The following is a 13,084-nucleotide window of genomic DNA, read 5'->3' as shown; positions in this document are numbered from 1 at the left end:
TTGAAGATTTTTTGTAGTTTCACTTTATCAAACTAAACTATAATGGACCAACAAGCTAAACGCAAAAACATTGCTCTCATCATTTTAGTAGCATCTTTAGGCTATTTCGTAGATATTTATGATTTAATTTTATTTTCCGTTGTACGTGTACAAAGCCTTAAAGATTTAGGTGTTGCTCCCGATGATATGCTGAAGGTTGGAGCCACTATCATTAATAGTCAAATGCTAGGTATGTTGGTAGGCGGACTAATTTGGGGCATATTGGGTGATAAAAAGGGAAGATTGAGTGTGCTTTTTGGCTCTATTATCACTTATTCTTTGGCAAATATCGCCAATGGTTTTGCCACCACAGTAGATCAGTATACGATTATTCGTTTTATTGCAGGAGTAGGTTTAGCTGGAGAATTGGGCGCTGGTATCACGCTTGTAGCTGAAACGATGAGTAAGAAAAATAGAGGCTACGGCACTATGGTTGTAGCTTGCGTGGGATTGATGGGGGCGGTAATGGCAGCTCAAATTTCTGAGCGCTATACCTGGCAAACCAGTTATTTTATCGGTGGTGGTATGGGTTTACTTTTGCTTTCGTTAAGGGTTGGTTTGGCAGAATCAGGTATGTTTAAAGAAACTACCGAAAACGAAAACGTACAGCGAGGTAATTTTTTCATGCTTTTTAACAACTGGTCTAGGTTTAAAAAATACATTTGCTGTATTTTCATCGGCTTGCCGCTGTGGTATGTGGTGGGGGTACTTATTACCTTCTCGCCCGAGTTTGGTAAAGCTTTAAAAGCTAGTGGTGCTTTGGATGCTGGTAAGGGAATTATGTATTGCTATATTGGTATTTCAATTGGTGATGTAGTTGCAGGCTTCCTTTCGCAAATGCTTAAATCAAGAAAACAGGTAATGCTTATATTCTTATTGCTATCTGGCGTAGCCATTGCAGTTTATCTATATTCGTTTGGGTTAACTCCAGAAAGGTTCATCACGCTTAGCTTGTTGTTGGGTTTTGCCTCTGGTTATTGGGCAACTTTTGTAACTATTGCAGCCGAGCAATTTGGTACTAATTTAAGGGCTACGGTAACTACCACCGTTCCTAATTTCATCAGAGGTTCGTTGATATTAATTACCAGTAGCTTCATTTATTTTAAAGATAAACTTGGAATTTTACAGGGTGCAATGGTTGTTGGTGCCGTTTGTATTTTCATTTCAATTTTGGCTTTAAGTCAGCTTAAGGAAACTTTTAGTAAAGATTTGGATTACGTAGAGAAATAAGGCCTACGTACTCGCTTCAAAGTTTAGCAGATTTCATAGATCCGCTAAACTATTCCTATCCTGCTAATTTTTATGGCAATGCTTTTCATTTAGATAATGTTAAGTCATGTCAATCTAACAGATTTTTATCCTTTCTCCTTAAAGTGTCAATCTAATGTACTATCTAAAATTCTAAAGGTAACAAGCCCGCCAATAAGCGTAAATTTGTAGAAACAATTGGAGGAAATCATGTTTAAGGAAAAAGTTGCTGAAGCTTATCGACAAATACAGGATAGCATTTGTGGGGGGTTGGAAGTTGCTGATGGCAAAGCATTTTTTGAAGAAGAAATATGGGAACGCGATGGCGGAGGGGGTGGTAGGACCCGGGTAATGCAGCATGGAAATGTAATTGAAAAGGGAGGGGTTAATTTTTCGGCGGTTTACGGTAAATTACCAGAAGCAGTTAAAAAAGCCTTTAAAGTTGAAAATGACGAGTTTTTTGCAACTGGTGTTTCTATTGTAATCCACCCAGAAAATCCGTTTGTGCCAATTATTCACATGAACATTCGTTATTTCGAAATGGATGAACAAACTCGTTGGTTTGGTGGAGGTATAGATTTGACACCACATTACGTGATTCCAACTGATGTGCGGTTTTTTCACTACCATTTAAAACAAGCCTGTGATCAATTTAAAGCAGATTTTTATAGCAAATTTAAGGCTCAAGCTGATGATTACTTTTTCATCAAACATCGTGATGAGACAAGGGGAGTAGGTGGTATTTTTTATGATCGCCTAAAACCTGAAAATACAGACTTAAGCTACGATCAATTGCTTGATTTTTCCTTAGCGATAGGAAATAGTTTCCTGCCTATTTACACAGAATTAATCGACAGGAACCGAGATAAGGAATATCATGAGTTCAACAAAGAGTGGCAATATCTTCGTAGAAGTAGGTATGCAGAATTCAATTTAGTATATGACTCGGGTACAAAGTTTGGTTTGGAAACCAACGGCAGAATTGAAAGTATTTTAATGAGTTTACCACCAACTGCTAAATGGCACTACAATGCTCAACCAAAGCCAAATTCAGAGGAGGAGCAAACCTTGCAGCTCCTTAAAAAAGGAATTGATTGGGTATAAGTAAAAAAGCCTCATAGGATTAAAACTATGAGGCTTTTTTGTAGGCAACCAAATGTTATTTAGCTCCCGGAGGGCAATTTTCTTTCAAAAACTTAGTAAAAGTTAATGCTAAATGTTCGCTTGTTCCTTCTCCTTCGCTAATGCTGTGGGTTCTGTTAGGGTAGCTCATCAACTGGAAAGTTTTACGATATTTTACCAGTTCATTAATCAACATTTCTGCGTTTTGGTAGTGTACGTTATCATCGCCAGTACCGTGAACCAACAACAAGTTTCCTTTCAAGTTTTTAGCATGTGTTACAGGTGAACCCGCTACATAAGCGTCGGTAGTTGGAAATGGCGTTCCCATGTAGCGCTCCTGATAAATATTGTCGTAAGTTAACTGGTTGGCAACCGGAGCAATTGAAATTCCTGTTTTGTAAATATCAGGATATTGAAACAACAGGTTTAAGGTTGATGAACCACCACCGCTCCATCCCCAAACGGCAACCCTATCTTTATCCATAAAAGCATTGGTTGCTAATAATTTCTTCGCCGCCATCGCCTGATCTCTGATATTTAAGATACCGATGTTTTTGTAAATGCCTTTGCGCCAAGCTTTACCTTTTGGCACAGGTGCACCACGGTTGTCCATCGAAATGTAGATGTAGCCATCTTTTGCCATATCGCCAGCGTATAACCTGTTCATTCCTGCGCTGTAAACATCTAAAGCAGTTGCTGATGCTGGTTCGCCGTAAACATAAAATACCACTGGATACTTCTTAGTTTGGTCAAAATTGTCTGGTTTTTTCATCCATCCATCAAGTTCAACGCCATCTTCAGTAGTTACTTTAAAAAACTCAACTTTATTTTTAGACTGCTGCTGCGCACCGACCTGACTGGTAATGCTACCTTGCATAGTAAGCGGATTATTGGTTTTGAAATTCATCCATTCGCTCACAGGTCTAACGGTAGAACTTTGGTAGCTGTGCATTGCAAAAGCCGCATTTGGAGAGATGTTGTAATTATGTGTTCCAGGCAGCACAGAAGGAGTTACCATTTCTAACTTGCCTTTGCCATCTAGTTTAGTTTTGTAAAGATACTTTTGGGTCGCATTGGTTGGCGATGCACTAAAATATACGGTGTTGGTAGCCTCGTCAATCAAATTAACGTCAATCACATCGTAATTTCCATTGGTAATCAAAGTGGCTTTTTTATTATCGATGTTTACACGATATAAATGTGCCCAACCATCTCTATCAGTTTTTAAAACAAACTCTTTGTTGTTGTTGATCCACTCAAAACTTTCAATCGCATCAATCCAAGCTTTATCTGTTTCTTTGTAAATTTCTTTTAAGGTAAGATCATTTGCATTGGCCAAATAAACAGTACTCACATTTTGCTCACGATTTAGCTGCTGTAGAATAATGTTGTTGGTGTTTGGTACCCAATCCATTCTAGGGATATAATTTTGTATCTGACTTCCAGGAACTGCAAGCCACTTGGTTTGTGCAGCAGCCACATCAACCACACCAATCTTACAGCCAGAAGGGTCCTGACCAACTTTTGGATATTCTACTGGAACATTGAAAGAATAGATGGAATCGGTATTATTGATCATCAGAAAGTTGCGTATTTTTCGAGCATCAATTTGCCAGTAGGCGATAGATTTTCCATCAGGACTCCACCTAAAACCATCTCTGCAATCAAACTCCTCTTCATAAGCCCAGTCAAAAGTACCATTGATCAATCTGTCGGTACCGTCAGTAGTTAATGGTTTGATGTTGTTAGTTTGAAGATCTTCCACATAAATATTGTGGCCACTTACGTAGGCTACTTTGGTAGCATCTGGTGAAAATTTAGCAAACATTAACGATGAAGCTGGTTTGCCTTTGCCCAATTGGGTGAGCTGATTTGTCTTGAGATCAATCACCCAATAATCGCCTCTAGTATCGTAACGCCAAACCTTTTTGCTGTTTGTGAAAATCAGCGCTTTGCTGCCATCATCGCTCAGCTGAAAACTTCTTACCTTAATTGGTGTACTTCCATTTGCTGGATAAAGCAATTCGCGACTTACAATGGTGGTTCTATCGCCTTTTGGCAGGGTAACTTTTACAATTTCACCGCCGCTATTTTGCAAATAACTGTTCCCGTCTTTAGTCCATGTGATATTTTGTGCTTTTACCGTTGATAATAAACTTACCGTAATGGTAACTGCACCAATGAAATTTTTAATGTTCATCATTTATTAAAGATTTATAAATTGTTCGTAAACCGTTTGAAGGTAGGATTTTCCCGACTTCAAAATTTGGGTTGTTTGTTTAGCATCCTTCGGGTTGCTGTTATATAAAATACTTTTACCAATGTTGTCGAAAGTAACCGCATGTCCATTATCGATGAATCCTAATCCGTTATCCCAACTAAAATAAGCAAAATGTTTTGTGTAAGGATTAAGTAAGTTCTTACTCCATTTAAAATCCTTATGGTTAATTTTAAGCTGAGCCAAAAGTGTTGCCGCAATATCTTGTTGTGAGCCTGTTTCACTAAAAGCCCTGCCTTTAAATTCATCTTTAATTACATCACCATAAAAAATTAGCGGAATGTGATAACGTTGGGGCTCAAAAATTTCATGATCACCTTTTGGTAATAAATGACCGTGATCGGCAACGAAGATGAATAAGGTATTTGCGTACCATGCGTGTTTTTTCGCTTCCTTTAAATAGCTTCCAATGCAGGAATCCGTATAAAACGCAGTGCTTTTAAATTGTTGAGCATTATCCAAGGTGCCAAATTTATGTTTGCCAGGTAATTCAAACGGCTCGTGATTGGTTAAGGATAAAATAGATGAAAAGAATGGTTGTTTGGTGGCGTTCGCATCGGTCAGTTGTCGTTGAAAAACAGTGCCATCGTAAGCTCCCCATTTGGAGTTCATGTCTTTTTTGTCGAAACTGTTTCTATCCACCAATCTTTCATAGTTATGCGCTAAAACAAATGCTTTGTAGTTATCAAATTCTGATTCGCCACCGTAATAAAAGGAAGTACTATAGCCGTTTTGAAATAGTTTTTGGCTAATAGCTGGAATTCTCTGCATTTTTTCAGGCCATTTTACAACGCTTCCAATTGCTAAAGTTGGAAACCCTGTTAGCGATCCGATCAATCCCTTATCGGTACGGTTACCCGTTGCATATACCTGACTGAACAAAATTCCGTTTTTTGCGGCACTATCTAGATTTGGCGTAATCCCATCTGCATCGCCCAAAGTCTTGGTTAAATCCGCCGTAAAGCTCTCCAAAATAAATATAACCACGTTTGGTCTGTCCGTTTTCAAAATAGATACAGTCGTATCTTTAGCAACACTAAACAAGTTAGCTACTTCTTTAGCTGCTTCTTGTTTTTCGAAATATTGATAAGGATTTGATTTAACCGTGTTACTGGCAAGAATACTCGAAGTTAAATTCCATTCGGTATTAAGCGCAGCATGGTTTAATATTTGATGGTTAGAGAAAAAAGCCATGCTTTGCGAGTTAGGCGCTGTGCCCACTCCACCACGAATCAGTAAGAAGTTGAAACCTAATGTTAAAACAATGATAGCAAACTTGGCAGCAATTGGCGTTGGTATGAATTCTATCTTTTTGGGAATCAGTTTAAAGTTAAGATAAAGGCCTACTAATATTAAAATTAGCAGTACAGATAACGTTAGAAAAATAGGAGAGGATGCACCAGATGCCAACGACTCGTTAGGTGTTCTAATGGCAAATTCTATGGCTCGTGAGTTTACTTTGCTTCCCCATTCTCGGTAAATATTAAAGTTGATTACCGAAATAAGGCTGAATAAACTTAACAGTACAATGTTGTATTTTTTTACCCAACTGAAGCTTACAGTTTCCCTTTTTGTGAAGTACCAAAACGAGTAAACGAGTAGGGGGATAACAGCAATGTAAGCCGCCATAGAGAAATCAAGCCTAAGCGCATGGTAAAATGTGGCTAATTTCTCCGAAAGGGGAATGCTGCGAAGCTTTTTATGGAAAATGAAAATGAAGATAAATCTATCTATGGCGAAATAAAGTAGCCAAAAAATGAAAAATCTAACGAAAAAAAGTAGACTCTTAAACATGGCGCAAATTAGGTAAAAATCCAATAAAAATAGCCCACGATTTACACCGTGGGCTAGCTTATTTTTCAGTGAGTTGCCTTATTGGCCGCCACCTTGCATTGCCATAATTTCTTGCATGGTTTTTAATTCATAACCACTTGGAACTTCTAAAGAGAATGGTCCTACTTTGTCTTCAGAAATGTTTTTTAAAGTTAAAGTTACTTTTGCACCTTGTTGGAAAGTAGTGTATTTCACTAGCGCACCTTTTACATCTTTAAATTGCGAACCTGATAAACCAGCAGGTAACTCAATGTCGGTAGTTGCCCACAATTCGTAGTTGTTACCTTTGTCATCTTTGTAAGTATATTTTTCTGCATTATAACCACCAACATTTTGCTTTTCGCCAGTAGCTTTAAAATCAGATAATTTCGGAGCAGAAGCCTCAGCAGACTCAATTTCCTCTTTGCTCATTTTTACAGCAAATTGCATTTGTGCAATGGGCACATCAATTAACATCAACCCTTTTTTCTCAACAAAATCATTAATTATGCCAATGCTAGCCGGGCCTTGCTGCACGTCCATACGCATTACGTTTCCACTAAATTTGATTTTCTGTTCCTTAGGCATTTGCGAGGCCATCGCAGCAGCTTCTGGAGGTAAAGAATACTCAGCTCCATAAGTAATGGTTCCCTGAGCTATTTTCTTTTGTGCGTGAGCAATAATTGCTGAACCTACTAAAAAGGCTGCTAATACGCCCGTTTTTACTGATTTGAACATCATATTTTTTTTAAAGTTTAGTTACCAATTAATTTTTTCTTTTGCTAAAAAAGCACCAATGCCTCTTTTAAAATCTTCGCTTTCCCTAGTTTTTGCGTTGATGCTAACTGCATTTGTTAAGCAATCTCCAAGCCAAGTTTTGGTGGCTTGGTTAATCAGTTGCTTGGTTAGCATTAACGAATTACCAGAAGCATTGTTGCACAAATCTAATGCAAAATTTTCAACCGTTTGACAGATATCTGCTGCCTTTGTTACATAGGTGATTAAATTATATTGCAGTGCCTCATCAGCTGTAAATAACTCACCGCTGAGCAACAGCTTTTTAGCTAAAGTTTCACCTGTTTTTTGCACTAAATAACAACTTACAATAGCAGGTACAAAACCAAGTTTTACTTCAGTATAGCCAAATTTAGCTTCGGGTACAGCAAAAATAACATCACAAATAGTTGCCAAACCACAGCCGCCAGCAATAGCATGTCCCTCAACTTGTGCAATTACAACTTTTGAAAGTGTTCTGATGGTTTCAAACAATGTCTTCAAATTATTCGAATCCGCTACATTTTCATCATAGGAGAAATGTTGAAGCTGTTGCATATATGCTAAATCAGCACCTGCGCTAAACACCTCACCATTGGCTTTAATCACTACTACTTTTGCCGCTTCATCATCTTGCGCTTTAAGCAATGCATCCGTAAGTTGTTTTACCAAATCCGGATTGAAGGCATTGCGTTTTTCGGCTCTGTTTAAAGTGAGGTAAGCAATCCTTTTCTCTACTTTGTACAAAACGAGTGAATTTTCCATGCAGTTATAATTTCAAGTGTAATGCCTGTTGCTTTTTTAAACTATATGCAGACAAATTTAGCAGAATAGCTCGCTTTGACAACTGTGAAATCATATAATCTTTATTAGATGCATCAATTAATACGCCTGAAGGTTTAATTTCCTTCGCTAGATCGTCCAGTTTATATTTTGGATTGTTATGCACCCAAATCCAATCAAATTTTGCAGGTGATGATATTTTTTTATTATTGAAATTTTCGTCCAACAATAAAATAGATTTTCCTCTGTAAAGAATTTGATGATCGCTTTTAATTAGTTGATCATTTCGGAAATCTTGTCTCCATGTCACGAAGGTAGTTTTTTTGATCTCCATTTCATCTAGCGCAGGCTTTACAAAAAACTCGAAATTTCGGTCTTTAGCCGTTAAATCAGTGATTAAAACACATTGGTTTCCATTGATGAATGCAGCTGCATAGTTTTTTCTAAGACTGAAAAAAATCAATTCCTCCTGATGCATAATGTTGATTTTCCGATACGCAACACAACCTTGAAAAACAACCAATACTACAAGGCTCAATAAAATTAGCTTTCGTTTGTAATTACTTAATCCAATACTTAACAATAGAAGAAAAAACGCTAACAAAATTAATTCCCATCGGTTAATCCATATTTCGGTAATGCCGGCATAAGGTAAGTCTGCAATCCATTTTAACCCTCCGTTGGTGAAGTTAATCAGGTATTCAAATATTGGAGCTAGGAAATAGAGCCGTAAAAGTAAGATGGCAATACCTAAATACATCATCAGTGTAATTGGTATTAAAATAAATAGGTTACTGATGATGAAATATACCGGGAATTGATGAAAATAATAGATACTCAATGGAAGTGTGGCTAATTGGGCAGCTAATCCCATTGCCGTGGTTTCCCATAGTTTATTAGCCCATTTGTTTTTGAAATAAAGCCACTTTTTTATTTTAGGCTGATAATAAATTAGCCCAATTACCGCCATGAATGAGAGTTGAAAACCAACATCCCAAATTAGAAATGGCTGATAAACTAACAAGCAAAATGCTGTAAAAGCAACTACGTTATAACTGTTACTACTTCTGTTGAGTTGTTTCGATAAAATGAATACCGTTAACATAATTGCCGAGCGCAGTACCGAAGGCGAAAAACCCGTAAGCAAGGAATAGCCCCAAATCAGTACACAAATTAACACCACCTTAATAAGAAGGGTAGCTTTTCTTCTGTCTAAAAACCCGAGCAGGAAATTGAGCGCAATGTAAATAATCCCAACGTGCATCCCGGATACGGAAAGGGCATGTATGGTTCCAGTTTTACTGTAGGCTGAAAGCGTTTCCTTGCTCAAATCAGCACGATAGCCCAATATCAGTGTGGATGCTACCGCAAAAGCTTCATCATTTTTAATGAGTTTACGATAAACATTTACTTGTTGCTGTCTGAGTCGCAATGCGAAAGCTTTTATCGGGTTGCCTCTATTTTCGGCAATTTTTATCAACTGACTTTGTCTTATAAAAGTTTGATGGTAGATGTTTTTACTAGCCAGCCATTGCTTGAAATTAAATTCGTTAGGGTTGTAGGGTGGCTCTACCGGGAGATATTTTGCTGTAATCAAAAATTCATCTCCGTATTTTAAATGAAGCGGGTGCAGGCTATCAATTTTAAGTGCAATAAGTAGTGTGCCTGAACAAGTTTCGGTCTTACCGCCAAAATAACCTTTAGTTACATTAGCTTCAAACCTGGCAATATCACCATTAATTTGCGGCTCGTTACTTATCCAAACTTTTAATTGGTTGAAGTTTTTGTTGGCAAAATAGTCGCTGTTAAGTTGATCTGAATTAAAAAGACATGTAAAAATTCCAGCTATGGCGAAAATCCCGTAGTAAAGAAAAGCTAAAGAGGTTTTAAAACGCCATGCTTTTAGTTTTTTGTAAAATAAGTTGATTGATGCCGCAATTAAAAGCAGGGCGATTAGGAGATACGCGGATATTCTTAAAAGTTGTTGTTTGAAAATAGTAGGCTAAGACAATACCAAACATGAACGGCATTATGATCCTTGCGAATACTATTTCCGATCTAAATGTCAAAACATTTATAAAAAACTTTATTTCATCGTCACTTAAAATTGATATCTCAATTGCACCCTCATTTCCGACTTCATCTTTCCGTCTATTTGATCTAATCCAGAGCCAACATTTTCTACATTATCATAGTTGTACAATGCGTAGCGGCCCCAAACATCTAATCGCTTTGCTAAACGATATTTCAAATTAGCGTAACCGCGTAAGCCTTTTCCATTGTACAATCCAAAAGTGAAATTGTACAACACATCGTCTTCGTAGGCATAAATTCTGCTATCGTATGAAGCTGTATTAAAGTATGCAACCCTTAGGTTCGCACTAAGTCGTGAGGAGAGTGGGCTGTAATTGATGTCCTGATAAGCTAAGTAACCAAATTCTGCATCAGCAGCCCCTTTTTTGAACTGCACAACCTCAACTCTGTTTTGGAAATCGAATGATTTGCTCAAAGCCCATTTCACTTCAGCACGGTAATTTTCACGTTTTACTTGATCCAGATAGTTGAATGGTACAGTTAAAGCCGTATTTTGTTGTTTTACTTCCGTTTTAAATCTCAACGTAACCCTAAAAGTTTTTGTCGGCGTATAGTTCACCTGCCCTAAAAACTCATAACCATCGGAAGGGGCATCAACCCTAAATCTTAACCATGGAAACTTAAAATAATCACCATAAAATTGAATACTCCATTTTTTATTCGGATTAATATTCAAACCAGCATAGAAACCTTTTTCATTGAATGCTTCACTTGCTTCTGCAGTAGCTTGGTTGAAGAAGTTGTAGTAGTTTTTCTGATAGTTTCGATGCAATACTACAGCCGAAACAGTAGGAGAAAGGCTTACCAAAGCACCATTTACGTAGGCTAAACCTGCGTCTAGCGCTTTTCCAAACTCACCGAAAAAGTAAAAATTTCTGTAGGTATAACTATAATGTGCTCCTACATTGGTAAGTTCTTTACCCGCAAAATTGAAACTTTGGTAAAGTGACGAGCCTGGCACAAAAGTTTTGTTAAAAGAAGTATGATAAGCTACGGCGCCGATATTCAATGCGGTGGTTCTGTATTGAAGCACACCTCCGTATACAATTTGTTCGGTACTGTTTTTATTGTTAATTTCTGATTGTGTACGGTGTAGTCCTGTTTCGTTAATTGTACTCACCGTTTGCTCACCAGCAGCATTAGTACTGATGGAGGCATCTAATTTTCGATGCGAGACAAAAGGGGAAAGATCAATGTTTTTGGCAATATTTACGGTTGCAGCCACTCCACGGAAAAATGCGAATTCGTTAGCTGATGTGTAGGGACGTAAGCCTACATCGCGTTTAGCTACGCCAGTAATATCGGGAGATTTACCAAATGCAAAACCCGACCACAGGGTTAGTGCTTGTCCAAACTGCATAGAATAATCGCCGATTACGAATTTTTTCAGTCTGCCAGTGTTCAATATCGCCACATGGCCAGATAGGAAATCAAAAGGACGCTGTTTTGGTCCGTTGTAAAAATACTCGCCAGCATCTTTTTCAAAAACCAATGATGCCGATACGCGGTTACTATACGTATATCTATAACGGAAAAGATACCTGTCTGGCGTTCCTAAATATCTGCTGCCTGGCAAATCTGTATAACCTCTGGATTTTTCAATTACACGCCCATAGCGCACAATCAGGTCATTGTTGCCGTATTTTAGTAAATTCTTTGCCGTAATTTCATCTCGTACTGAACCCTGCTCTAAAGTTACAAAAGGCATTAAACGTTGAATGGTTTGCAAATCAAAATCAGGGATGCTTTGCAGTTCCAAAATGTCAATGAGTTTACCATTTTTTCGGATATGCTCAAATAAATTGCTGATTTGTAATGGCGAAAGAAACACAAGCGTTTTTAACTCCTCCGCATTGGTGTTGTTTAAATTAATTGGATGCTTACGATAATAGGTCAGGCGATCCTGCAATTCCGACAAATCATAATCCTCAGGTAAATTTTCAGCAATACTTTCAATAAGGTCTTTAATTAGTTGATCTTCTTGTGTTTGTGCTTTTGCCGCAAAACCAATAAGTATAAAGCCTAATAATACAAATAGTTTAAAACGCATACGACAAACCAATTTGAGGAGTGTAACCAATTTGCGGATGACTTTCTACCGCTATATCCATAACTAATTTTTGATAATTTAAACCAACGCCAACGTACTGTTTGAATGGTTTTGCACTTATCCCACCACGTAAACTTAGCATGTCGTAAAACTTGTAATCTACGCCAATGTTTACGTCAAACTTTTGTTCAAAATCTTTTGTAACTGTTGTTGCCAAAATAAGTTTGTTGGTAGGCATGTAAGTAGCGCCTAAGTGGATTGCCGTTGGGATATAGGTAGCCACATTAGTGGCCTTATAACTTTGTGACGAAGGATTATTTACGTAAAGTCCCAAACCTATTTGTTTACTCAACGCATAATTTAAACCAGCGTCAACTGAAAAAGTTGTAGCCGAACCATAATTGGTAATCTTAACTTGGTGTAGGTTAGCCTTAACGCCGATGGATAATTGCTCACCAAATTGCTTGGCTAGCGCAAAACCAGCTTTAATTTCATTAAATTCATTGATGCCGTACCTATTTACGCTTACTCCGGCAAAATTATTATTGAACGGCAATACAAATGCAAAGCTCTGTTCGCTTAGTTCCTCACCAAATAAGTATCGTGCATAGTTTAGGGCAGCAATTGGGGATTTTTGACCGGTAATTCCTGCAGGATTTGCATTTAAGCTCCAAATGTCATTTACGGCGGCGCTTGCTTTTCCCATACCGGTAAGTCTTGCACCTTGATTGTATTGAGCGTAACTGGAATTTGCTAAGAAGGAAATCGTAATAAATAGTAAAAGTTTGCGCATAGGCTGTTTGGTAAGGGCAATTTAGCAAATATTATTGTAATGATGCAATTTAGTTAGAGGCGGAAAATGCTTGATGCACAGCCTCGATTTT

The 13,084-nt window shown here is 37.8% G+C and carries 9 protein-coding genes; 2 read left to right on the top strand and 7 right to left on the bottom strand.

Going from position 1 to position 13,084, the window contains the following annotated elements; genetic code table 11:
- The first annotated feature begins 42 nt into the window (after positions 1-42).
- Together DUT68_RS02290 and hemF are read left to right on the top strand one after the other, a co-directional pair.
- Complete coding sequence (locus tag DUT68_RS02290; protein ID WP_113635334.1) at positions 43-1,269, top strand: MFS transporter; 1,227 nt, start codon at positions 43-45, stop codon at positions 1,267-1,269.
- Between the two features lie 225 nt (positions 1,270-1,494).
- On the top strand, positions 1,495-2,391 hold the full coding sequence (gene hemF / locus DUT68_RS02285) for an oxygen-dependent coproporphyrinogen oxidase (RefSeq protein ID WP_237088245.1): 897 nt from the start codon (positions 1,495-1,497) through the stop codon (positions 2,389-2,391).
- Between the two features lie 55 nt (positions 2,392-2,446).
- On the opposite strand, the gene DUT68_RS02280 is transcribed toward hemF, so the two are convergent.
- The 7 genes from DUT68_RS02280 to DUT68_RS02250 all read right to left on the bottom strand — a co-directional run bounded on the left by DUT68_RS02280 (position 2,447) and on the right by DUT68_RS02250 (position 12,993).
- Positions 2,447-4,609, bottom strand: a complete 2,163-nt coding sequence (locus tag DUT68_RS02280; RefSeq protein ID WP_113635330.1) for a S9 family peptidase — start codon at positions 4,607-4,609, stop codon at positions 2,447-2,449.
- A gap of 6 nt (positions 4,610-4,615) precedes the next feature.
- Positions 4,616-6,481: an LTA synthase family protein gene (locus DUT68_RS02275; RefSeq protein WP_113635329.1), complete on the bottom strand. Its 1,866-nt coding sequence runs from the start codon at positions 6,479-6,481 to the stop codon at positions 4,616-4,618.
- A 78-nt stretch (positions 6,482-6,559) separates the two neighbouring features.
- Positions 6,560-7,240: a DUF4412 domain-containing protein gene (locus DUT68_RS02270; protein ID WP_237088240.1), complete on the bottom strand. Its 681-nt coding sequence runs from the start codon at positions 7,238-7,240 to the stop codon at positions 6,560-6,562.
- 18 nt (positions 7,241-7,258) lie between these two features.
- Positions 7,259-8,038 carry an enoyl-CoA hydratase/isomerase family protein gene (locus DUT68_RS02265; RefSeq protein ID WP_113635326.1) on the bottom strand — a complete coding sequence of 260 codons (780 nt, stop codon included), beginning with the start codon at positions 8,036-8,038 and terminating at the stop codon, positions 7,259-7,261.
- A gap of 4 nt (positions 8,039-8,042) precedes the next feature.
- Entirely contained in the window at positions 8,043-10,010 is a 1,968-nt protein-coding gene (locus tag DUT68_RS02260) for a ComEC/Rec2 family competence protein (protein ID WP_370738844.1), read from the bottom strand.
- Positions 10,011-10,157: 147 nt separating this feature from the next.
- Positions 10,158-12,200: a ComEA family DNA-binding protein gene (locus tag DUT68_RS02255; RefSeq protein WP_113635323.1), complete on the bottom strand. Its 2,043-nt coding sequence runs from the start codon at positions 12,198-12,200 to the stop codon at positions 10,158-10,160.
- A complete protein-coding gene (locus DUT68_RS02250) occupies positions 12,190-12,993 on the bottom strand; it encodes a PorV/PorQ family protein (protein WP_113635321.1) in 804 nt (267 codons plus the stop codon). Before DUT68_RS02250 ends, DUT68_RS02255 begins: the two co-directional genes overlap by 11 nt.
- Positions 12,994-13,084 lie beyond the last annotated feature (91 nt).

The sequence above is a fragment of the Pedobacter zeaxanthinifaciens genome (assembly GCF_003313335.1).
Classification (GTDB): Bacteria; Bacteroidota; Bacteroidia; order Sphingobacteriales; family Sphingobacteriaceae; genus Pedobacter; species Pedobacter zeaxanthinifaciens.
The sequence above is the reverse complement of the archived record's forward strand: the minus strand, read 5'-3'. Positions and strand labels throughout refer to the sequence as shown.

What these genes read in the sequence shown, in the direction of transcription:
- DUT68_RS02255 (WP_113635323.1), bottom strand. Translation starts at nt 12,200, where the DNA reads ATGCGTTTTAAACTATTTGTATTATTAGGCTTTATACTTATTGGTTTT.
- DUT68_RS02290 (WP_113635334.1), top strand. Translation starts at nt 43, where the DNA reads ATGGACCAACAAGCTAAACGCAAAAACATTGCTCTCATCATTTTAGTA.
- DUT68_RS02250 (WP_113635321.1), bottom strand. Translation starts at nt 12,993, where the DNA reads ATGCGCAAACTTTTACTATTTATTACGATTTCCTTCTTAGCAAATTCC.
- DUT68_RS02275 (WP_113635329.1), bottom strand. Translation starts at nt 6,481, where the DNA reads ATGTTTAAGAGTCTACTTTTTTTCGTTAGATTTTTCATTTTTTGGCTA.
- DUT68_RS02265 (WP_113635326.1), bottom strand. Translation starts at nt 8,038, where the DNA reads ATGGAAAATTCACTCGTTTTGTACAAAGTAGAGAAAAGGATTGCTTAC.
- DUT68_RS02280 (WP_113635330.1), bottom strand. Translation starts at nt 4,609, where the DNA reads ATGAACATTAAAAATTTCATTGGTGCAGTTACCATTACGGTAAGTTTA.
- DUT68_RS02270 (WP_237088240.1), bottom strand. Translation starts at nt 7,240, where the DNA reads ATGATGTTCAAATCAGTAAAAACGGGCGTATTAGCAGCCTTTTTAGTA.